General features: G+C 50.0%; 15 protein-coding genes. 6 read left to right on the top strand and 9 right to left on the bottom strand.

Translation table 11 applies throughout. The features are described from left to right. The first annotated feature begins 108 nt into the window (after positions 1–108). The 3 genes from ACXAG2_RS07940 to smrA all read left to right on the top strand — a co-directional run bounded on the left by ACXAG2_RS07940 (position 109) and on the right by smrA (position 4,389). Complete coding sequence (locus ACXAG2_RS07940) at positions 109–1,008, top strand: LysR family transcriptional regulator (RefSeq protein ID WP_474837988.1); 900 nt, start codon at positions 109–111, stop codon at positions 1,006–1,008. 281 nt (positions 1,009–1,289) lie between these two features. Further along, on the top strand, positions 1,290–3,611 hold the full coding sequence (locus ACXAG2_RS07935) for an acyl-CoA dehydrogenase (RefSeq protein WP_474865787.1): 2,322 nt from the start codon (positions 1,290–1,292) through the stop codon (positions 3,609–3,611). A gap of 190 nt (positions 3,612–3,801) precedes the next feature. Then, positions 3,802–4,389 (top strand): DNA endonuclease SmrA, encoded by a 588-nt coding sequence (smrA, locus tag ACXAG2_RS07930; RefSeq protein WP_474865785.1) that lies wholly within the window; start codon positions 3,802–3,804, stop codon positions 4,387–4,389. Between the two features lie 817 nt (positions 4,390–5,206). Here smrA and purL read toward each other — a convergent pair. Beyond that, positions 5,207–9,103 (bottom strand): phosphoribosylformylglycinamidine synthase, encoded by a 3,897-nt coding sequence (gene purL / locus ACXAG2_RS07925; RefSeq protein ID WP_474865783.1) that lies wholly within the window; start codon positions 9,101–9,103, stop codon positions 5,207–5,209. A 169-nt stretch (positions 9,104–9,272) separates the two neighbouring features. On the opposite strand from purL, the gene ACXAG2_RS07920 reads away from it, so the two are divergent. Beyond that, positions 9,273–10,271, top strand: coding sequence for a membrane-bound lytic murein transglycosylase MltF (locus ACXAG2_RS07920; RefSeq protein ID WP_474865781.1), 999 nt, complete (start codon positions 9,273–9,275; stop codon positions 10,269–10,271). A gap of 275 nt (positions 10,272–10,546) precedes the next feature. Here the strand turns inward: ACXAG2_RS07920 and tadA are convergent, their stop codons facing one another. Then, positions 10,547–11,083 carry a tRNA adenosine(34) deaminase TadA gene (gene tadA, locus ACXAG2_RS07915; RefSeq protein ID WP_474865779.1) on the bottom strand — a complete coding sequence of 179 codons (537 nt, stop codon included), beginning with the start codon at positions 11,081–11,083 and terminating at the stop codon, positions 10,547–10,549. Positions 11,084–11,378: 295 nt separating this feature from the next. On the opposite strand from tadA, the gene ACXAG2_RS07910 reads away from it, so the two are divergent. After that, positions 11,379–11,612 (top strand): hypothetical protein, encoded by a 234-nt coding sequence (locus ACXAG2_RS07910; RefSeq protein WP_119500502.1) that lies wholly within the window; start codon positions 11,379–11,381, stop codon positions 11,610–11,612. 8 nt (positions 11,613–11,620) lie between these two features. Here the strand turns inward: ACXAG2_RS07910 and ACXAG2_RS07905 are convergent, their stop codons facing one another. Further along, positions 11,621–13,558, bottom strand: a complete 1,938-nt coding sequence (locus ACXAG2_RS07905; RefSeq protein WP_474866219.1) for a cation:proton antiporter domain-containing protein — start codon at positions 13,556–13,558, stop codon at positions 11,621–11,623. Between the two features lie 174 nt (positions 13,559–13,732). Between ACXAG2_RS07905 and ACXAG2_RS07900 the strand changes: the two genes are divergently transcribed. Then, positions 13,733–14,638, top strand: a complete 906-nt coding sequence (locus ACXAG2_RS07900; RefSeq protein ID WP_161599110.1) for a GGDEF domain-containing protein — start codon at positions 13,733–13,735, stop codon at positions 14,636–14,638. Between the two features lie 62 nt (positions 14,639–14,700). On the opposite strand, the gene tilS is transcribed toward ACXAG2_RS07900, so the two are convergent. Genes tilS through lpxA form a run of 6 tightly spaced genes read right to left on the bottom strand, consistent with a single transcriptional unit; the run spans position 14,701 to position 23,047 of the window. After that, entirely contained in the window at positions 14,701–16,053 is a 1,353-nt protein-coding gene (gene tilS, locus ACXAG2_RS07895) for a tRNA lysidine(34) synthetase TilS (RefSeq protein WP_474865776.1), read from the bottom strand. A gap of 16 nt (positions 16,054–16,069) precedes the next feature. Then, complete coding sequence (accA, locus tag ACXAG2_RS07890) at positions 16,070–17,026, bottom strand: acetyl-CoA carboxylase carboxyl transferase subunit alpha (protein ID WP_119500499.1); 957 nt, start codon at positions 17,024–17,026, stop codon at positions 16,070–16,072. Between the two features lie 33 nt (positions 17,027–17,059). Then, positions 17,060–20,542, bottom strand: coding sequence for a DNA polymerase III subunit alpha (gene dnaE, locus ACXAG2_RS07885; protein WP_474844612.1), 3,483 nt, complete (start codon positions 20,540–20,542; stop codon positions 17,060–17,062). Positions 20,543–20,553: 11 nt separating this feature from the next. Further along, the gene (rnhB, locus tag ACXAG2_RS07880; RefSeq protein ID WP_474865773.1) at positions 20,554–21,129 is read right to left on the bottom strand and encodes a ribonuclease HII; all 576 of its coding nucleotides are present in this window, start codon (positions 21,127–21,129) and stop codon (positions 20,554–20,556) included. Next, complete coding sequence (gene lpxB / locus ACXAG2_RS07875; protein ID WP_474865771.1) at positions 21,122–22,276, bottom strand: lipid-A-disaccharide synthase; 1,155 nt, start codon at positions 22,274–22,276, stop codon at positions 21,122–21,124. The genes rnhB and lpxB overlap by 8 nt, the downstream gene beginning before the upstream one ends. Continuing rightward, positions 22,277–23,047, bottom strand: a complete 771-nt coding sequence (lpxA, locus tag ACXAG2_RS07870; protein WP_474865768.1) for an acyl-ACP--UDP-N-acetylglucosamine O-acyltransferase — start codon at positions 23,045–23,047, stop codon at positions 22,277–22,279. It abuts the gene before it with no gap. Position 23,048: the final 1 nt, after the last annotated feature.

Here is a 23,048-nt window from a genome sequence, read left to right as displayed (position 1 = left end):
CCATGTGTTGTGAATGAAATGTATAATCGCTGTTAATTACCTTCCAATACTATTGACAGCCCGCTTTGATACCTTCAGGGTATTAAGAAAGTGTTAGCAGGAGTGTTTATGGACGTGCGTCAGTTGCGGTACTTTGTGGCAGTTGCCGAGGAAAAAAACATCGGGAGGGCTGCAAAAAGGCTGTTTATTTCTCAACCTCCGCTGACCCGTCAAATCCAGCAACTGGAGCAGGATCTAGGTGTTCAACTCTTTGATCGTACGTCAAAAGGGGTGGAACTGACTCAGGCAGGCAAACTGTTCCTTACTGAAAGTAAGAATATACTTAGTCTGATGGAGCTGGCTCAGGAGCGAACCCGCAGAGCAGGTCAGGGATTAATGGGCCGACTGGATGTAGCGGTATTCGGTTCAGGTATTCTTAAAACCATTCCTGAAATATTGCAACAATTCAAACAACAATACCCGGAAGTACATGTTGTATTGCACTCAATGAACAAGGGAGAACAAATCGAAGCACTTCGACAAAAGCGAATATCTCTGGGTTTTAATCGTATGCTACCGCCGCTCAGCGATATAGACTCAATACAGATCCTGCGGGAAAACCTTATGGTAGCGCTTCACCAGAGCCACCCTCTTGCCGCGCATTCCAGCATCGACCTGGCCTCATTGGCAGGGGAACCTTTAATCGTTTTTCCTAACAGTTCTCGTCCAAACTTTGTTGATTTAGTCGTACGTATTTTTCAGGAAGGCGGTGTGAATATGAATATCGCACAGGTTATGAACGATGCTGTAGCCGGCGTTGCACTTGTATCCGGCGGCTTCGGTGTATGCCTTGTTCCCACCTCCACTACCAGCATGTCTATGCCAGGGGTGGTTTACAGGCCGCTAAATCATTTGCCGGAAAATGCCACCCTGGATTTGAGTTGCGTTTACCTTAAAGATAACCATTCCCCCCTGTTAAGTTCTTTTCTTTCAGTTGTGCATGATTACAAGAGTCACATCGCAGAGTAAACAGACTGAACGGGTCAGACCAGCCATTTTTGTCGGGCAAATAAATTGCCTGACAAAAATGACAAGCTATCAGGTTACTTAAACTTTTCAGAGGCATTGTGCCCCATCTGGCCGACGGGATGTGTGCATCGCCCTTTTAGACCGAGCAAAGATCACTGCAAAACGTCTTCAGTTATTACACCAGCCCATCGCGCGATTTTACAAAATTGAACGTTGCCGAAATTCAAACGGTCGTTTAAATTATACATATCATACACATTCCAGATATGTCGGATACATTTATGTGGTTCATACTCATTGTCGCTATCATTGCTGGTGCAATTGTTTTCGGTATAAGTTCAATTCGCCGTTCACTGGTCACCGGACCAATTTTTGATCTGTTCAAACGGATACTTCCCCCGCTCAGTCAGACCGAGCGTGAAGCTATGGAAGCAGGCAGTACCTGGTGGGAAGCTGATCTCTTTCAGGGCCGCCCTGACTGGGAAAAGCTGCAGGCATTCCCAAAACCAGAGTTAACGGATGAAGAACAGGCATTTATTGATGTTCACGTACCTAAACTGATGAGTCTCATTGACGATTTCGATGCCATTCATGAACGAAAAGATTTCTCGCCTGAAGCGTGGGACTATATGCGTCGCCATGGATTTTTCTCACTAATCATTCCAAAAGCCTACGGCGGTAAGGAGTTTTCCGCTTTTGCCAACTCTACCATTGTGTCTCAAATATCCAGTCGCTCCCTGAGCGCCGGTGTCACCGTGATGGTGCCCAACTCACTGGGCCCGGGTGAACTACTCAGCCACTATGGAACAGAAGAACAGAAAGACTACTGGCTGCCTCGCCTAGCCAGCGGTGAGGATATCCCCTGCTTCGCGCTCACCGCGCCGGAAGCCGGTTCAGATGCGGGTGCTATTCCGGATACCGGTGTCATTTGCATGGGTAAACATGAGGCGAAAGAAACCCTGGGGATTCGCCTTAACTGGGATAAACGCTACATTACCCTTGCCCCCGTGGCCACGGTATTAGGCCTGGCGTTCAAACTCTCTGATCCCGATAAACTGCTGGGTAACAAGGTAAACATCGGCATTACCTGTGCGCTGATCCCTACCTCTCATCCGGGTGTTGAAACCGGTGACCGCCACCTGCCTCTTGAACAGGCGTTTATGAACGGTATCACCCGCGGCAAGGATGTATTTATTCCCATAGACTGGATCATTGGTGGCCCGGATTACGCCGGTAAAGGCTGGAAGATGCTGATTGAGTGTCTGTCTGCCGGCAGGGGCATTTCACTGCCTGCACTCTCCACCGGTAACTGCCAACTAAGTGCACGCACTACCGCGATTTATGCCATGGTTCGCCAACAATTCAATAGCCCGCTGTATAAATTCGAGGGCGTCGCCGAGGGCCTGGCTACTTTAGGCGCTAACGCTTACATGACAGAGGCGGTACGTCAGATGACAGCCATGGCAATTGACGAAGGCAATAAACCTTCTGTTGTTACGGCTATCGCAAAATACCATATGACCGAAGCCGCCCGTACCAGTATTAATATTGCTATGGATATCCATGGCGGTAAAGGGATACAAATGGGCCCCACGAATTATCTGGCCTCTCTGTATATGGCAATGCCGGTATCAATCACGGTAGAAGGTGCCAATATTCTTACCCGTAATCTGATGATCTTCGGTCAGGGGGCAACGCGCTGTCACCCTTACGTGTTTGACGAACTGGTTGCTGCGGCTAATCCGGACAAGGACCAGGCACTTTCCGACTTCGAGAAACTGCTAGGTAAACATGTGAAGTTTGCTGTTGGCAACGGTCTGTTCGCCTTCTTCCATGGCCTTACCGGCGGGCACTTTATTAACGCGCCGGAAACGCCAAATAAAAAGCACTACCGTCAGCTGGAACGTATGAGTAAAGCGCTGGCGCTCTACAGCGATATCGCCATGCTGGTTTTAGGCGGTGAACTGAAGCGCCGTGAGTTACTGTCGGCCCGACTCGGCGACGTGCTAAGCCAGCTTTATCTCACCTCAGCCGTACTGTACCACCATCATAAACGAGGCTATCGCCGCGATGAGCAAGTTTATGTAGACTTTCTGGTAGCGAGAGCGTTAAAGCAGTGTGAGGATGCTATGTACGGATTTACCCGCCATATCAGTAATCCGGTTGCCGGCTGGCTACTGCGTCGCATTGTATTTCCGTTCGGACGCAGCTATGCGCCGCCAGCAGATAAACTTACTCTGGCAATCAGTGAGTCTCTTTGCGAAAACAGTGAATTGCGCACCAAGCTTACGCCCCAAGTTTACACCGACAACACCAATGATCCTATCGCTGTGCTGCAGCAGGCTTTTGACGCGATGATTTCTCTTGAACCGCTTAACAGAAGGCTTAGGAAGGCCCGTAAAGATGGTAAGGTGAAAGAAAAAGGCTCGTTGTTTCAGCTGTGTGAGAAACTGCTGGAGGCCGACATAATCAATGATGATGAAGCCAATCAGATAAAGCAGGCCAATAAGCTCCGCTTACAGGTGGTCAATGTAGACAGTTTTGACCAGCACCTGTCGCCCTACAAAAGCGCCTCTAACGTGACACCGCTTAAGACCGGATAGTTTTTGTTATCGTTTTTTTCTCAGAGCCGTTAACGGCTTTTTTATGACATCCGGTTTAGTAATGTTCACGAAACCGGCAGTCGGTACCCGACCATCTTGCACTGGCAAACAGAAACCATGCACAATGGCTGAAGTGAACGACCCTGGGTTTGCTACGTATAAGTTGGAAATGTCAAGAATGAGGTGAACTATGAACCATCAATATGAAGATGACGATCTACTTTCTTTTATGGAAGAAATGGGAGACGTTAAACCCATCACCTCAGACGACAAAATATTCTGCCATGATGCTCAGGACAATCTGGCAAAAAAGGCTCGTCGCGCAGCGCTTGCTTGGGAAAATCCAGAGGTTTTCAACCCGCTCAGCATGGAAAATGTTAAGCCGGTTAAACCCGATGATTTTATTGCTTATCAGCAACCCGGCATTCAGGATGGAGTGTTTAAAAATCTCCGATTGGGAAAATACGATATTGAGCAGCGCATTTCTCTCAAGAACCTGACTTTAAAAGACTGCCGTGATCTGCTTTATAAGAAGCTGAAGAGTGCCCACGAACGGGGTTCCCGCGCCCTGCTCATCCAGCATGGAAAAGGCGAACAGAGTCAGCCTATACCTGCGCTGAAAAAAAGCTATGTAAATCATTGGTTGAGAGAATTGGATTGGGTAATAGCCTGGCATACCGCGCAACCTATGCACGGCGGTTTCGGTGCTACTTATGTGTTGCTAAAGAAACATCCACAGCAGAAGCTAATTAATCGCGAAAAAAATAGAAAAAAATAAAAAGTGGTCTATGCTTGAGATCCGAGCGTATGATCTTCGTACAAAAAAAGTACGAGATAAAAGTTCAGCTAATCCTGAATTTTGATATGAGTGTTGAATTTTCTACAGGCAAGACTTTCCCAGCCTGCTGAGCAGGAAGTTTTGAATAAGCCGCAGGACGCGCTTATCAGATGTGTTGCGAGCTTTGCTCAGCAACTGCCAATTCTGCAGATTTTGCGGAAGAACTGAACACTGCTGTCAGGATCATAAACAATACTGCTACAGCGACACCGGTTAAACCGAAACCTTTACCAGAACGATACATATTCGTCTCTTATTATCTGCGTTAACTACGGATCGTTAACGATCCTAACCAATATTTTGCATCCTATGCTGATTAGTGTGCGTCTTCCTGACACATACTAATGTAAAACAGCGACCTATAGATCACAAGCGCTCGATTCAAAATTTTGACGCTATATCCACTGTTTTTTGGCGCTTACTATCCAGACAACTCTTTTCTCATTAAGTTTCAGCAATGTGTAAATTTAAGACAGTTTCGGGTCAGAACAGCCAGCGTAGCTTGAGTTAGAAAAAAACTAGCGCTTTTATAACAGCGAGTGCGGACGGGGATCAGAAACCGTTTGCGGCAGGGACGCCGCAACCGAGCTTAAATTGGAAGCCAGAAAAGGTTGGAGATGCCAGCTTCCGCAACCAGCGAGCGCGACTGGGGGTCAGAAACCGTCTGCGGCAGGGATGCCGCAGTCGAGCCCCATGGATGGGTGTATGCGTGTTTCTGACCCCCGGTCGCACCGCGTAATGCGGAAGCGACTACAACCTAGCCCACGAAGACGCGGGCGTTGCGGAAGATGCGCATCCACGCGCCGTCTTCCTGCCAGTCGTCCGGGCGCCAGGAGTTCGCTACAGTACGGAATACACGTTCTGGGTGAGGCATCATAATCGTTGCCCGACCATCAGCAGATGTCAGACCCGTGATACCCGCCGGAGAGCCGTTCGGGTTCGCAGGATAAGTATCTGCTACCTGACCGTAGTTGTTCACGTAACGCAGGGCTACCTGATTAGCGCTCTGAACCGCACTCAGTGCATCCGCAGAGGCAAACTCTGCCTGACCTTCACCGTGAGATACCGCGATCGGCATCATCGAGCCTTTCATACCCTGCAGCAGCACAGAGTTTGACTCCATCACTTCTACCATGGCAACACGGGCTTCAAAGCGCTCAGACACGTTAGTCACAAAGTGTGGCCAGTTTTCTGTGCCCGGAATCAGAGATTTCAGGTTAGACAGCATCTGACAACCGTTACATACACCTAAGCTAAACGTATCGTCGCGGTCAAAGAAAGCTGCAAACTGGTCACGGGCCTGTGCATTGAACAGAATCGACTTCGCCCAACCTTCACCGGCACCCAGTACGTCACCGTAAGAGAAACCACCACAAGCCGCCAGACCTTTAAAGTTGTTCAGAGATACACGGCCGCTCAGAACGTCACTCATGTGCACGTCGATAGCAGTGAAACCCGCGCGGGTAAATGCTGCCGCCATTTCCAGATGAGAGTTAACGCCCTGCTCACGCAGAATCGCTACTTCAGGTTTCACACCCTTAGCAATGAAAGGCGCAGCAACATCTTCAGTAACATCATAGCTCAACTTCGCGCTCAGACCCGGATCTGCCGCATCCTGCTTGGCAGCGTGCTCTTCGTCAGCACATTTCGGGTTATCACGCAGGCTTTGCATGTTATGTGTGGTTTCTGCCCACATGGTACGCAGGTTCACGCGGGTGTCGGTCAGTACAGCAACGTCACCACGGTTGAACTCAACCATGTCTGTCGCATTCAGCGTACCAATATCGTGTAACAGCGCGCCCAGACCGTGAGCTTCAGCAATCGCTGTCACCGCTTCAACGTCGCTTTCTGCTACCTGAATAACCGCACCTAATTCTTCGTTAAACAGTACCGCTAAGTCATCGTCAGCCAGACCATCAAGAGAAACGGTTACACCGGTCTTACCGGCAAAGGCCATTTCAGCAACGGTTGTGAACAGACCGCCGTCAGAACGGTCGTGGTACGCGATAACCAGTTCTTTTTCTACCATCGCCTGTACAGCGTTGTAGAAACCGAGCAGGGTTTCAGCGTTGTCCACATCAGCCGGTTTGTCGGCCAGTTGCTGATACACCTGTGCCAGACAGCTTGCACCCAGACGGTTCTGACCCGCGCCTAAGTCAATCAGCATCAGGCGGGTTGCGCCTTTATCTGTACGCAGTTGTGGCGTCAGCGTTTTACGAATGTCTTTTACTGCACCAAATGCGGTGATCACCAGTGACAACGGAGACGTTACTGCCTTGTCAGCACCATCGTCGTCCTGCCATGCCGTTTTCATCGACATGGAGTCTTTGCCCACCGGAATCGTCAGGCCCAGCGCCGGACACAGTTCTTCACCTACCGCTTTTACGGCTTCGTAAAGACCCGCATCCTCGCCCGGGTGACCGGCAGCAGCCATCCAGTTCGCAGACAGTTTGATACGCTTGATATCACCAATGTTTGATGCAGCAATGTTAGTCAGTGCTTCACCCACTGCCAGACGGGCAGATGCTCCGTGAGACAGCAGTGCTACAGGCGTACGTTCACCCATAGACATGGCTTCACCATGATAGGTGTCAAACGCACTGGCGGTCACCGCGACGTCAGCCACCGGCACCTGCCACGGGCCAACCATCTGGTCACGGGAGACCAGACCGGTGACCGAGCGGTCGCCAATGGTAATAAGGAAAGTTTTCTCAGCGACCGTCGGCAGGCGCAGCATACGCTGAGCTGCATCCGCCAGCGTGATGTCTTCACGTTTCAGTGCTTCCGGCGCAACCGTTGCTGATTGTACATCACGATGCATTTTAGGTGGCTTACCTAACAGCACATCAAGTGGCATATCAATAGGCTGGTTATCGAAGTCAGCATCGTGCAAAGACAGATGCTGTTCTTCAGTAGCCTCACCCACTACCGCAAACGGCGCGCGCTCACGGGCACAAATCGCCGCAAACTTTTCCAGATTCTCAGGGGCAACAGACAGTACATAACGTTCCTGCGATTCGTTACACCACAGTTCCAGTGGCGTCATGCCCGCTTCGTCGGCCAGCACGTCACGCAGTTCGAATTTACCACCACGACCACCGTCGTTAACCAGTTCAGGTAATGCATTAGACAAACCGCCCGCGCCCACATCGTGGATAAACTGGATCGGGTTGTTATCACCTAACTGCCAGCAGGCATCGATAACTTCCTGACAGCGGCGCTCCATTTCAGGGTTGTCACGCTGTACAGAAGCAAAATCCAGATCTTCGTTAGACTGACCGGACGCCATGGAAGACGCCGCACCGCCACCGAGACCGATGTTCATTGCCGGACCACCCAGCACAATCAGTTTCGCGCCAACGGTGATTTCGCCTTTTTCGATATGGGATTTACGGATGTTACCCAAACCACCCGCTAGCATGATTGGCTTATGGTAACCACGTACTTCCACGCCGTTGAAGCTGGAGACTTCCTGCTCGTAGGTACGGAAATAACCCAACAGGTTAGGACGACCAAATTCGTTGTTGAATGCCGCGCCACCCAGCGGGCCTTCTATCATAATATCCAATGCACTGACGATACGCTGTGGTTTGCCATAGTTGGCTTCCCACGGTTGCTCAGCACCCGGAATACGCAGGTTAGAAACGGTAAAGCCAACCAGACCGGCTTTAGGCTTAGAACCACGGCCTGTTGCACCTTCGTCACGGATTTCACCACCAGAACCGGTAGCGGCACCCGGGAACGGCGAAATGGCCGTCGGGTGGTTGTGGGTTTCCACCTTCATCAGAATGTCGATATCTTCATGATGATATTCGTACTGATGCGACTGCGGGTCAGGGAAGAAACGACCCGCCTGCCAGCCTTCCATCACAGCTGCGTTATCTTTATACGCAGAGTGAACAAATTCAGGGTGGGTTTCGAAGGTGTTTTTGATCATTTTGAACAGGGACTTGTCCTGCTCTACGCCATCAATAGTCCAGCTGGCGTTAAAAATCTTATGCCGGCAGTGCTCAGAGTTGGCCTGCGCGAACATGTACAGCTCAACATCGTTAGGGTTACGGCCTAAACGGGTAAAGCTGTCATACAGGTAATCAATTTCATCGTCGGCAAGAGCCAGACCCAGACTGATATTCGCATCAACCAGTGCCTGTTTGCCGCTTCCCAGCACGTCCACCGAGGTAAAGCTCTGGCCTTCGGCATGTTCAAACAATACTGATGCGCTTTCCGGCGCAGCAAACACTGATTCAGTCATGCGATCATGCAGTTCTGCTGCCACCAGCGCTTTATCGGCATCTGTCAGCTCACCATTTACGTCAACATAATACGCACAACCACGCTCAATGCGTTCGATAGCCGTCAGGCCGCAGTTTTGTGCAATGTTAGTGGCTTTAGATGACCACGGAGAAATGGTGCCGGGACGGGGAGTGACAAAAAAGCACTCTCCCTGAGGCGCTTTCGCCTGAGTTTTCGGACCGTAAGTCAGCAATTTGTCGAGAACCTGACGGGCATCGCCGGTTAACGTGCCGGTTGTGTCCACAAGGTGAACAAACTCAGCGTAAATGCCATTCACAGTAATACCGGATTGACCCAGCCTTTCAATAAGTTTAGTTTGTCTGAATTCAGACAGTGCGGGAGCGCCTCTTAGGACCAACATATCGTTTTACCTGATTGTTTGGAAACAGCGTCTGACAGCTCAAACGCTATCTCTTGGATGCACGGGGATTTCGGCGCGGATTATAGAGGAATTCCGCCCACTTGATAACCTACATTCAAAACAAGTTTAGTTTTTTTTCGATTTTCAACCAAAGGTAATACCACTAACCGTGTCGAGTAAGATGTCTTTTCTCCTGTCTGCCCCCCTGACAGTAATGTTACGTTCCGTTACCGGTTTGCTGTTAGTTCTGACCGTTGCCGCCTGCAGCGAACCTGAATTACCCAATCACCTTCGTTCTGTTAAGGAAGCCGGTAAGCTGACAGCAGGCATTGAGTATGCACCTTCACGTTATGAATATGGCCCGCAGGGTCCCCGCGGGTTTGATTACACACTGATCGCCGGATTCGCTGATTACCTTGGCGTTGAACTGGCACTTATCCCCTATTACGACGACCACAGTATGAACGCTGCTCTGGCCGGCTCGGATATCGATTTGATTGTGAGCAGTGATGCCGGAGCGCAGGCATTGTCAGCAGATATGGTTACCGGACCGGCGTATGCCGGCACCGCCTGGGCATTCTCTGCCCGCCTTGATGACTCTCTTCGCAGTGCAGTCTTTGATTACTTTGCGACGCTCAGGAAACAACGTGTGGTTGCCAAAATGCAGAATGAATGGCTGACGCCGGCGGCTCCGCTGCAAGAGGCAGATATTCCGGCATTCATTCTTGCGGCTGCCGGAAAAATAACCGCTCTCAGAGAGCAATTCAGTGCTTACGACAGCGATGCAGAGTGGACTCTGCTGGCAGCTTTCGCCTGGCAATTAAATCAGTGGGAAGATGCCGGTGAAACCGCAGATGCAGTAGAGCAACTGCTTACACTGCATGAAAAAATCCCGTCTCGGATCCCCGCTGCGGAGAGGATGATGATGACCCTTGCAGCGTGGCGCACCGGCCTGACACATCTTGAGGATTGCCGGGAACTGACATCCCGCCAGGGCGGCAATAATGATCGCTGGCTGGACGTGAAACAGCGCTATCCATTGCTGGCCGTTAAGGACGTTTACCGTCACCTTGATTATGGCTACGCAGACGGTGCAGATACCGTGAGATTTACAGAAAATATTCAGCAGTACGCAACAACGTTGGAAACACTGTCTGAAAAAGATTGAAAATTGTCATAAAGCCTTCATGTTATACCGGTAGAACGGCATGAGGCATAAAAACAATGCCACCCTGAATACGTTCTCCTTACACATTTAAGGATGAGGAGGGTTTATGAGAAGACAAAAAGCAATAAAGGCAAAGAAAATTTTGAAAAGTAATAATCGCAGAAAATTAATGATTAAACGTGCCCATCAACGGGTCCTTCAACGCCGCCGTCATTTTATGACTCATGAAATGTTCGCGAAAAGTCCGGAGTCAGCCTGCCAGTAGCAGTTCCGGACTACACCTTTCCCTTTCCCCCGCACTTTTCTGCCTGAGTCGCTCTGGCCAATAACTTAGCAGCTTTGATTTCAGCCCGGCGACGCCGGAAAAAAGCAGACAACTTTTCTCCGCAGACATCAGCCAGCACCCCTCCGGTGATATCACACTGGTGATTAAGCTCCGGATGTTGCAACAATTGCATCACTGATCCCGCAGCACCGGTTTTTAAATCACTGGCACCGAATACCACTCTGGCGATCCGTGCGTGCACCAGCATTCCGGCACACATAGCACAGGGCTCAAGAGTGACGTAAAGGGTTGCACCGGTAACCCGGTAATTTTCTATATGGCTGGCGGCTGCACGTACAGCCAGCATTTCCGCATGAGCGGCGGGATCATGGTCTCTAACCGGAGAATTCCAGCCTTCTCCGATGATCTTTCCGTCTGCAACGACTATCGCGCCCACCGGTACTTCGTTAATTGCTTCAGCTTTATCAGCACGAAGCAACGCCTGCTGCATCCAGTGTTCATCACTGAATAATTCTTCATTACTCATTGGTTATTTTGACCAAACTTTTGGTTATTTCGACTAAAGGAATACAGTACACGGTATAGTAAAAATCATAACCAATTGAAATATAATGATTTACCAAACTGGTCACAATCTTGCGTACTCTTGGTTATCATACAGCAAAAGCACGGTTAAAACGGGTCTGTATGCAAAAATTCAGACTGTTGAAAAACACAATGTTACGATTTTAATTGTACAAAAAGGTTATAAAACAGGCTGAATTAACGACAAAATGCCCGTAAACCGTTACACTAAAATTTTACTTTGTTGAGGGAACAAAATGAATACAACCGCCGTTGTCATTGTTGCAATCTGTGCCTGGGCACTGGTCTCTATCGTCACTGCAGCGAAAGACAAGAGTAAATCGAAAAAAGATATCCGTAGTGATAAAGCCATGGAAGCCGAAATCGCGGCACTACGGGAACGCGTTGAAGTACTGGAAAAAATCGTCACCGAAGAAAATTACGATCTCAAAAAGCAATTTAAAGATCTGGAGAGCGGTAAAGTTGCATAACGGCTTTGTCAGGCACCGTCCATAAAACGACGCTCTGCCCGCTCTACTCTTCTCGGCTTGCCGGCGATGATTAGCACATCACCGGCTTGCAACACCTCATTGCCATCCGGCTGCGCTATTTCGCTGCCATTCCTTCTCAGCCCCTGCAGTCTAACCCGCATTCTTTGAAAATCGATGTCTGACAACGACTGGCCTAAACAGGCTGCATCGTTATTCAGTACAACAGCATGTACAAATTCCAGTTTATCTTCTGTGCCGTAGCTGATTTCAGTGGTTTCCCCGGGATAAAAGCCGTGCAGGTGATCGTACCGCCCCTGACGTTCCTCCCTCACCCTTCGCAGGATCCGCGACATGGGTACGCCGGCATAATGCAGTACCTGGGAAATCAGCATCAGACTGCCTTCCTGTATTTCCGGTACCACCTGACTGGCACCGGCTTTATACAAAGCATCCAGCTGATAGTCCCGTTTTGTGCGTACCATTAAGTTGATGCCCGGCGAGATTTGCCTTGCGGCGTTAATGACTTGCTTAGCTTTCTCAGGCTGGTCAAAAGTGACCAGCAGTAAACTTGCTCTGCCAACACCGGCATTTTCAAGAATGTCCTTCTGACTGGCATCACCAAATAAAATCGGTTCGCCGGCATTGCGGCTTTCATGCACCCTTACCGGGTCTGCATCAATAGTAATAAAGGCAATGTTCTCCAGTTTCAGCAAACGGGCAACAGACTGTCCGACTCTGCCAAATCCGGCGATGACAATATGATTCTGCAAAGCTGAAGCTTCAGGAATGGCACTGTCAGGCTCAACGTTGACCGCTGACGCAGGTTCGAGTTTCTGCGCCCAGGCCACACTGCGGGTTACCAGCAGGGGTGTCAGTGCCATGCTGATCACCCCCATACTGATGATAATAGAAGATGTTCTGCTATCGATGACTCCTTCTGCGGTAGCCAGTGCAGCAATAACAAAACTGAATTCGCCAATCTGACACAATTTGATGCCGGTAGCCCAGGCATCCACCGCATCAGAATTCAGTAACCTTGCAACCAGGCGCAACACCAGCACCTTAAGTACCATTAATACCGCCACCCCACTGAATATCCACAGACCATCCTGATAAAGTACGTGCAGATTGAGTTGCATGCCGACAGTAACGAAAAACAGGCCCATCAGAATATCTCTGAATGGCCGGATGTCCGCTTCCAGCTGGTACTTATACTGGCTTTCTCCCAGCATCATCCCGGCAAGAAAAGCCCCCAGCGCCATGGACAAACCGAAAATATAGGTCAGCCCTCCGGCCAGAATAGCCACAAGAATCGTGGTAAGCACGAACAACTCATCAGTTCTGGTTTTCGCCACTTCCCGGAATATCCAGGGCAATACCCACTTGCCGGCAGAAAGCAGCAGGATAACGACCAGTACACCTTTTATGAGTGCCTGAATTAACGCAGTGGCGAGACTGATGTTCTGTTCCGATGACATTAATGGAATGGCAATGAGGAAAGGGACCACTGCCAGATCTTGAAACAGCAGAATACTGATGGCCATTTCTGTACGACGATGATTAAGTGCTCCGGCTTCAGTAAGCTGCTTAATGACGATAGCAGTGGAGCTCAGTGCCAGCATGCCGCCGATGATAACTGCCGGCCCCCAGGCAAATCCGAGAAAGTGTGCGATTGCTGAGAACACACCCGTAGTAACGACCATTTGCCCTAATCCGACACCGAAAACCAGTGAGCGCATGGACATGAGCTTGGGCAGTGAAAACTCGAGCCCCAGAGAAAATAACAGAAATACAATCCCGATTTCTGCCAGCAGGTGCATGTCTTCCGGATGAGGGAACAACGCCAGCAGTTCCGGGCCGGTAAGCAGTCCGGCAAAAAGGTAGGCCAGAATCGGTGGCAAATGAAGCTTGCGGAATACTGCGACACTGACTACTGACAGCGCCATTAACACTACGATTTGTCCAAATCCACTTGCTACCACGGCAACTCCTTTAATCCGGCACTACAAGCAGGCACACCACTTGCAATACTTCAGTCAGATACGCTTAGATGACGATTTTCTGACGTAAAAGTAAACAATTGACTCTAAGTATAACCCATGTTCCCGAGGAGTACTGTTTTGGAATTCTCAACTTCTGTTTATGAACACGTATACCCTGACAGCTTTTATCCTATGGCCTCATCCGGCCCGCGGTTAACCGCCGATCAGAAAAACAGCTTCCTGGGGCAGATCCTGTCAACCATCGATATTTCTGCACTGGGTTCTCTTTACTTTCATCAACTCAGACAGCATGTTGCACTCGTCCACCTTAACCTGAGCGATGCCTCACGTCACCTGAGTTATGGCCGCATTAAGCCGGAAGACAATGACACAAACACCCTGATGCTGCCTATGAACAACCGTCACAGCACATCCGCGCCGGAATACATCCGCTATGTGTTTGCCAGCATGCCATCACGGGAAGAGCGTCAGTGTGTGGCTGAGTTACATGTGCTGTTCAGCCACCAGTTCGCCAATGCTCTGGAGTTCGAACGACTGAAAAAAATGGCGACAAAAGATGCCCTGACCACATTAGGTAACCGCAACGCATTTGATGAGTCCTGTGGCCGTCTGACCAGCAGAGCAGATCGCCATGATGAAAAATTCGGATTACTGGTCATAGACTTAGACAACTTTAAGACAGTGAATGACACCTATGGTCATCAGGAAGGTGATAAGGTATTGCAAGCTGTGGCTGCAGAGATTTCCTCTGTGCTGCGGAATGAAGATGAAGCATTCCGCATCGGGGGTGATGAGTTTTGTTGTCTGCTGGACTGCAAACAAAAAGAGTCGCTGAAAGTCATTGCTGACCGTCTCAACAAACGAATCGAAAAGAACCCGTTACTTAAAGGTCACGGGGTTTCCTGCAGTATCGGCGGTGCGGTCTACCGTCAGGGAGATAATATGCAGTCGTTATTTGAGCGTGCTGATCACGCGTTATACCAAGTTAAAGCCGCCGGAAAGAATGCTTATCTTGCGGCATAATCTCCCCGCAGACTTTTAAACAAAGAGGCAAAACCTTGCCTCTTTGCCAGAAAACTGCCGTCTTATTTACCGCTGCGTTTGTACATTATCCTGTTGAGATCCTGATTGCCGGCCGCCAGCCAGACCACTCTGTCTGTCAGCAGCAAAGCTGCCGCTTCACCATTACACAGCAAAACAGGAATGGGTTCTCTTTCCCAGGGCGGTATCTTCCACTGCTTAAACCATTTCCGCGCTGTTTTCCCTATGGGATTCCGGCCCACATAAATTTTATCCAGACTTACCGCCGGCACCCGCTGCCAGTCACCCGGGCCGGAGATTTTAAATGTTACCGCCAACCCGGGGACTTGCTGCCACTGCTCTATATCTACCGGTTGCGGATCCCCGCTTTCCTGCATCATATTTTCCGTGCAGTTCCCGATATCCGCAGTAACCAGCAGTTCGCTGTTGTAGCGGCGGATCACGCCAGCGCCGGCTTTAACGCACGGTGTGGCATCGTCTCTGGCATGTAACATAGCGAGGATCTCGTCCATCTGAGCTTTAGAAGGCAAGGTCACACCCCGTCCGGTGAGCCAGTGACGGATAATCGCCCTCTGCCAGCCTGTGCTTTGCAGCAGCAAAGCAGGAACACTCAGTCCACCGTTACCGATCTCAGCGTCTTTAACCCGTTCCGCGGTCACTTCTGCCAGCAATGCATTTTGTTCCTGTAACAGTTCACAGGAGCGTGAAGCGGCTTTTGCAAAGCCAGGCCAGCGCCTGTGCATATCCGGCAGAACACGGTTTCGAAGAAAATTACGGTCGAAACGGTTGTCCTGATTGGACTCATCCTCAACCCGCGGCATCCCCAGTGAATCCGCCGCAGCCTCAATGTCCTCGCGGCGAAAGTTAAGCAAAGGCCGCAGAACAGCAACGGGTGACTCGCTCTCACTAACTTGCCGGTAATGCAGCCCCGGCATGCCAGCCAGACCTGCCGGCCCGCTTCCCCGCTTCACCGCCAGTAGTAAGGTTTCGAGCTGATCGTCCTGATGCTGGCCTAAAACCAGCGCACCGTTGTGCTGCCGGCAATAGCTTAATAATGCATCATAACGGGCGTCTCTGGCACTTGCTTCAAGGCTGGTGCGGGACTGTACTGTCACGTTAACGGATAACGCAGAAAAGATAACATTGCGCTGGCGACAAAAGGTTTCGCAGTGATTTTGCCACGCGTCTGCGTTGGGACTCAGACCGTGATGGATATACACCCCGTGAACGGGCAAAGAAGAATATGAAGAGAGTGCGTGGAGTAATAAACCGGAGTCTACCCCGCCACTGAAACCTACCACAAGGCAGTTTGGCGACGGGGTGACAGTATCGAGCAACCTGGCCGTTGTGCAGATGATGTCAGAACACAGCGGCTTGACATCCATTTCACCAGCCATCGTTACCCGCTCCGGATCAGCAGTAACCGAAAGACATCAGTCTCTGGTAACGCTCTTCCATCAGGTTTTCAACATCCAGTGTTTTCAACTGGTTCAATTGCTGTTTGATGGTCGCTTTCAGGTTTGCAGCCATGCCGTCATGGTCACGGTGTGCGCCACCTAAAGGCTCTTCAACAATACTGTTGATTAAACCCAGTTCTTTGATTTGCGGTGCACTTACACCCATCGCTTCTGCAGCCAGGGGCGCTTTATCTGCGCTCTTCCACAGAATAGATGCACAACCTTCCGGGGAAATAACAGAATAGGTAGAATATTGCAGCATGTTAACGCGGTCGCCAACACCAATTGCCAGTGCACCACCGGAACCACCTTCACCGATAACGGTACAGATGATGGGCACACGAAGCTGAGCCATTTCAAACAGGTTGCGGGCAATAGCTTCACTCTGTCCACGTTCTTCCGCGCCAACGCCCGGATATGCTCCCGGTGTGTCGATAAGTGTAACGATAGGCAAATTGAAACGCTCAGCCATTTTCATCAGACGCAGAGCTTTACGGTAACCTTCAGGTTTTGGCATACCAAAGTTACGCTTAATTTTTTCGTGCGTATCACGCCCTTTCTGATGACCAATCAGCATAATTGGCTGATCATCAATTTTTGCCAGACCACCAACAATCGCTTTGTCGTCAGCGTAAGCACGATCACCGGCCAGTTCATCAAACTCAGTGAAGATGCGGCCAACATAATCCAGCGTGTAGGGACGCATGGGGTGACGGGCAAGCTGGGAAATCTGCCAGGCGCCCAGATCTGAGAAAATCTTGCGTGTTAAATCCGAACTTTTAGTACGAAGTTTTGTGATTTCTTCTTCAATACCAACGTCAAATTCACCGCCCTGATTAACCAGCCGAAGCTCTTCGATTTTTGCTTCTAGTTCAGCTATCGGCTGTTCAAATTCCAAAAACTGTATACTCATTCTGTGTCCTATCTATACTACCTTTCACGCCTGTCAGTGATAACACATGGCGACTGACTGCTCACCCAGACACTGTTTTAATTCGTGCAACAGCTGGTCTTCCGGCGTCACATACCATTGTGCGCCACAGGCCAGCACTGCTTCCGCATCCGGGTGTACTACACGCATTTGTACCGGACAACTGCCGCCCCGGTACGTTTGAAGAATTGCCTGTAGCGACGAAATTCTGTTTTCATCAATTTGCACGGTGTCGAGTTCCAACATCAGTGCTTTTGCGTTCTGTTCTCTGGCCTGAACAATATCCATTGCATCACGGGCAGAGATTGTATTGCCACCGGAGAAATCATCAAAGCTGACCTGTCCTTTTATTAACAGGATACGGTCAGTTTCGAGAATACTCTCATATTTTTCGTACATATCGGGGAAAAAACGTACATCCATGCGCGCGCTCTTGTCGTCGAGAGTTACAATGGCCCAGCGACGCCCCTTTTTGTTTGTCATTACCCTGACGCCCAGCACCAGACCAACGGCCGTGGACATCTGATCTTTTCCGGTTGGTTTTAAATCAACCAGTCGACCATCAGAGTAATGCTTAATTTCATCAGCATACTGATTAATAGGATGCCCTGTCAGATACAAGCCCAGAGTGTCTTTTTCACCATCAAGCCAGACTTTTTCCGGCCAATATGGCACATCCGCAAAGGCTTGCTTTACGTCATCCGGCTCTGTAGTCAGCAAACCGAACATGTCGGACTGTCCGTAGGATTCCGCTTTAGCATGTTGATCTGCAGCAGCAATAGCTTCGGGTAAAGAGGCCATAATCGATGCACGGTGCGGACCCTTGCCGTCCTGCGGACCAAGATTGTCCATGGCGCCGGCGAGGACCAGCTTTTCCAACACCCGCTTGTTCACCCGTTTGAGGTCAACTTTAGCACAGAAATCAAACAAATCAGTAAAATTACCTTGTTGTTCCCGGGCTTCAATAATGGCTTCAATGGGGCCTTCACCGACCCCTTTAATAGCACCGATACCGTAAACAATGCGGCCATGCTCATCAACCGTAAACTTATACCGGCCAACATTCAAATCCGGCGGCAAAATGGTCATCCCCATACGGTCGACTTCATCTACCAGCGTTACTATCTTATCGGTGTTGTCCATGTCCGCCGACATTACCGCCGCCATAAATTCAGCAGGGTAATGTACTTTCAGCCACAGCGTCTGGTATGACACCAGTGCATAGGCCGCAGAGTGCGATTTGTTAAATCCGTATCCGGCAAATTTTTCTACCAGATCGAAAATTTTCATCGCCAGCTCGCCGTCGATGTTGTTGTCTCTTGCGCCATCCTCGAAGGTTGAACGCTGCTTTGCCATTTCTTCAGGTTTTTTCTTACCCATCGCACGGCGAAGCAAGTCAGCGCCACCCAGACTGTACCCGGACATTTCCTGGGCAATCTGCATAACCTGTTCCTGATACAGGATGATACCGTAGGTGGGCTCAAGAATTTCTTTCAGACACTCATGCTGATAATCAGCATCCGGATAAGAGATTTCTTCACGACCGTGCTTACGGTCAATAAAGTTGTCTACCATGCCTGATTGCAGCGGGCCCGGACGGAACAGGGCCACCAGTGCGATAATATCTTCGAAACAGTCTGGTTTCAGGCGCTTGATCAGCTCTTTCATCCCGCGGGATTCAAGCTGGAATACTGCCGTGGTTTCTGCCGCCTGCAGTGAGCGGAAACTCTTTTTATCTTCCAGCGGGATGGCACTGATATCGACATCCACTCCCTGACCTTCTTTGATCATGTCCAGTGCCCACTGGATAATGGTCAGTGTACGCAGACCGAGGAAGTCGAATTTAACCAGACCTGCCGTTTCGACGTCGTTTTTATCGAACTGGGTGACCGGGTTTTTCCCTTCGTCATCACAGTAAAGCGGAGCAAAGTCGGTGATAGTAGTAGGCGCAATAACCACACCACCGGCGTGTTTACCGGCATTACGGGTAACACCTTCCAGAATGCGGGCCATGTCGATAAGGTCTTTGACTTCCTCATCGTCGTTATAAAGTTCCGGTAAACGGGGCTCGACCTCAAAGGCTTTGCCAAGAGTCATACCGGGATCGGACGGGATCAGCTTGGAAATCCGGTCAACGAAACCGTAGGGATGACCAAGCACCCGGCCCACATCCCGCACAACAGCCTTAGCAGCCATCGTACCGAAGGTGATAATTTGTGATACCGCCTGACGGCCGTAAAGCTCGGCCACGTGATCAATCACCTCATCCCGCCGGTCCATACAGAAGTCGACGTCGAAATCAGGCATAGATACTCGTTCGGGGTTCAGGAACCGTTCGAAAAGCAGGTCAAATTCCAGCGGATCCAGATCGGTAATTTTCAGCGCATAAGCCACTAATGAGCCTGCACCGGAACCACGGCCCGGTCCCACCGGAATCCCGTTGTCCTTACTCCACTGGATAAACTCCATAACGATAAGGAAGTAACCCGGGAACCCCATCTGGTTAATTACGTCGAGTTCTATTTTCAGACGGTCGTCGTATTCAGGACGCTTTTCTGCTCTGACGGTTTCATCAGGGAACAGGAATTCAAGACGCTCTTCCAGTCCCTCTTCCGATTTTTTAACCAGAAAATCTTCCGTTGTCATACCACCGGTAGGGAACTGAGGAAGGAAGTACTCACCAAGCCTTACAGTGACATTACAACGTGTAGCAATTTCTACTGTATTTTCGATAGCTTCCGGAATATCACTGAACAGCTCAACCATTTCATCGCTGCTACGCAGATATTGCTGTTGGCTGTAGCGTTTGGGGCGACGGGGATCTTCCAGTGTGTAACCGTCGTGAATGGCTACGCGGATTTCATGGGCCTCGAATCCCGCCTGTTCAATGAAACACACTTCATTCGTAGCCACCACCGGCAAACCGTATTCTTCTGCCACAGCCACAGCCTGATGAAGATAGTCTTCTTCACCGGGACGGCCGGTGCGGATAAGCTCAAGGTAGAAACGGTCGGCAAAATGCTGCTGATAAAACTCAAGGGAGTCCGCCAGCATCTTCTGGTTGTTCTTGGTCAGAGCAATACCGACGTCGCCGTGCAATGCTCCGGAAAGTACAATCACGCCTTCAGCATGTTCTGCCAGCCAGGCCTGCTCTATCACCGTTTTATGGTGCACCGCACCGCGCAGGTAGCCTTTTGAAATCAACAGGGTAATATTTTTATAGCCCTCGTTGTTCATGGCCAGCAAAGTGAGGCGGAAAGGTTCCTCATTCAGAACATCGTTCTGCACCCAGAAGTCGGTGCCGATAATGGGTTTGATGCCGCGGTTATGGGCTTCAGAATAGAATTTAACCAGACCACACATGTTCATCTGGTCTGTAATAGCCACCGCAGGCATGTTAAAGGCTTCAACCTGCGCGAGGATGGGTTTAACCTTGTTTAACCCATCCATCATTGAAAAGTCGCTGTGAACGCGAAGATGAATAAACGGCGAAGACATGTGAGTTTCTCTTATTTTTGTGCTGCCAGACGCGCCTGTACGGGCTTAAAGCTCATACGATAACACGGCAGGACACCATATGCTTCTAATGCTTCAAAATGGGCTTTCGTCGGATAACCTTTGTGACCGGCGAAGTTGTATTGCGGATGAAGGGCATGCAATGCAATCATATCATTGTCACGTTCAACTTTAGCAAGAATCGAGGCTGCAGAGATTTCTGCATGCAGTCCATCCCCTTTCACGATCGCTTCTGCTGCATACTGCCAGTCCGGCAGACGATTTCCGTCTACCCGCACGAAATCCGGCTGTACTGACAATCCCTCAACGGCACGCTTCATGGCCAGCATGGTTGCATGAAGAATGTTCAGCGTATCGATTTCCTGCGGCGTTGCCCGCCCGATTGCCCAGCACAGGGCTTTTTGCTTAATCTCTTCTGATAAAGCGATACGTTTTTTTTCGGATAATTTCTTTGAATCGTTGAGTCCGGCAATGGGTTTTGCAGGGTGAAGAATAACCGCTGCCGTCACTACATCACCCACCAGCGGTCCGCGCCCCACTTCATCGACACCGGCAATATATTCAGCCATTGATAACCTCTGCAATCGCATCTGCTGCCATTTTATCAGCATCCAGTTTTAGGGACTGGTGCAAACCGGTAAACCGGCTTACCAGTTCAGTCGTATCCTGCGTGAAAAGGAGCAATAAGTAATCGCAAAGCGTGTCAGAATTCACGTCGTCCTGCAGTAATTCAGGAATTAACGCTTCATTGGCCAGTAAATTAGGCAGGGAGAAGAACGGCGCTTTGTAGAGTCGCTGCATTATTTTATAGGTCAGCGGTGACAACTTATAGCAAGTCACCATGGGGCGCTTGCAAAGCATGGCTTCCAGGGTTGCCGTACCTGATGCCAGCAAAATGACATCGCTGGCAATCATGGCGTCTCTGGCCCGCCCTTTCACCAGCTTGTAGTCGCTGTCACTGAGCCAGGCACTGCAATGCTCTTTCAGATAAGCCTGAATGCCATTAAAACGATACTGATTAGCAGCAGGAATTACAAAACGGATGCCTGGCAGCAGGGTTTTCATTTTCTCCATGGTGGCAGTAAAAACAGGTAACAGTGCTTTTAACTCACCGCCACGGCTGCCGGGCAATACGGCCAGCACAGGACCGGAGCTGCTCAGGCCCAGTGTCTCACGGGCGGCAGACTGATCTGGTTCTAATGGCACGGCATCCGCAAGTGTATGACCGACAAACGTATAGGGAACATGATACTTATCGTAAACCTGCTGTTCGAAAGGAAACAAACCCAGCACGTGATTTGTGGCGGCTTTAATCTTATGAATGCGCTTTTCACGCCATGCCCACACGGTAGGACTGACATAATGAACAGTTTTAATCCCCCTGGCTTTCAGGGCTTTTTCCACACGAAGATTAAAGTCAGGTGCATCCACACCAATGAATACATCCGGCGGATTGGCTTCAAAATGCGCCAGCAGTTGCTTCTTCAGTTTGAGAATAGCAGGAAGATGAGACAACACTTCCACCAGTCCCATGACAGAAAGTGTTTCCATATCGAAGAGTGAGTGAAAGCCGGCGGCTTTCATGTGATCACCACCGATGCCTTCGATAATGGCATCGGGGTAACGCTTTTTCAGTTCGGCTATCATACCGGCGGCAAGCACGTCTCCTGAAGGCTCACCTGCCACAACGCCAATTCGCAATGTTGATGCGGGCATTTAGCGGATGATACCCCGCTCAGCATTTTCAAGGAAAGACACCAGTGAGCGGATATTTTCATCGCTTTGGGCTACATCAGACAGCTTAACCACAGCTTCAGCGATGGTATTGTTGTCACGGTAGATGGCACGGTAAGCCCGCTTTATTGCCATAATTTGACCGGATGTAAATCCACGGCGGCGTAAGCCTTCAGAGTTAATGCCCGCAGCGACGTGCTTCTGCCCGTTAACCATGACAAACGGCGGTACATCACGCAAGACAATCGCGCCGGCGCCAACGAAGGCATGACTACCTACTTTGCCAAACTGGTGAATAGCGGCACCACCACCAAAAATAACAAAATTACCCAGTTCAACATGCCCTGCCAGTGAAACATTGTTCGCAAGAATACAATCGTCCCCGATGATCACATCGTGAGCCACGTGGGCATTGATCATAAACAGGTTGCGGGAGCCAATTTTTGTCACCCCTTCATCCTGAATAGTGCCACGATGCACTGTACAGGTTTCACGGAACACATTGTCATCACCGATTTCCAGACGGGTTTCTTCTCCGGCGTACTTTTTGTCCTGGCATTCTTCACCTACAGAACAAAACTGAAAGAAGCGGTTACGCTTACCCACAGTCGTCGGGCCTTTGATGACCACATGAGACTCAAGTACACAATCGTCACCGATAACCACATCGTCACCGATATAACAGAAAGGACCTACGGAAACATTATTTCCCAGTGTCGCCTTTTCAGATATCACGGCAGTAGAATGAATCACG

Source organism: Alteromonas sp. ABH4_456 (assembly GCF_056160645.1).
Note: the sequence above shows the minus strand (reverse complement) of the source record. Positions and strands in the feature narration are given on the sequence as shown.

Bases quoted from the DNA above. Each gene is read 5' to 3' on its own strand.
- tilS (WP_474865776.1), bottom strand. From the start codon at position 16,053: ATGGCTGGTGAAATGGATGTCAAGCCGCTGTGTTCTGACATCATCTGC.
- accA (WP_119500499.1), bottom strand. From the start codon at position 17,026: ATGAGTATACAGTTTTTGGAATTTGAACAGCCGATAGCTGAACTAGAA.
- lpxB (WP_474865771.1), bottom strand. From the start codon at position 22,276: ATGCCCGCATCAACATTGCGAATTGGCGTTGTGGCAGGTGAGCCTTCA.
- dnaE (WP_474844612.1), bottom strand. From the start codon at position 20,542: ATGTCTTCGCCGTTTATTCATCTTCGCGTTCACAGCGACTTTTCAATG.
- smrA (WP_474865785.1), top strand. From the start codon at position 3,802: ATGAACCATCAATATGAAGATGACGATCTACTTTCTTTTATGGAAGAA.
- rnhB (WP_474865773.1), bottom strand. From the start codon at position 21,129: ATGGCTGAATATATTGCCGGTGTCGATGAAGTGGGGCGCGGACCGCTG.
- ACXAG2_RS07935 (WP_474865787.1), top strand. From the start codon at position 1,290: ATGTGGTTCATACTCATTGTCGCTATCATTGCTGGTGCAATTGTTTTC.
- tadA (WP_474865779.1), bottom strand. From the start codon at position 11,083: ATGAGTAATGAAGAATTATTCAGTGATGAACACTGGATGCAGCAGGCG.
- ACXAG2_RS07940 (WP_474837988.1), top strand. From the start codon at position 109: ATGGACGTGCGTCAGTTGCGGTACTTTGTGGCAGTTGCCGAGGAAAAA.
- ACXAG2_RS07910 (WP_119500502.1), top strand. From the start codon at position 11,379: ATGAATACAACCGCCGTTGTCATTGTTGCAATCTGTGCCTGGGCACTG.
- purL (WP_474865783.1), bottom strand. From the start codon at position 9,103: ATGTTGGTCCTAAGAGGCGCTCCCGCACTGTCTGAATTCAGACAAACT.
- ACXAG2_RS07905 (WP_474866219.1), bottom strand. From the start codon at position 13,558: ATGGCGCTGTCAGTAGTCAGTGTCGCAGTATTCCGCAAGCTTCATTTG.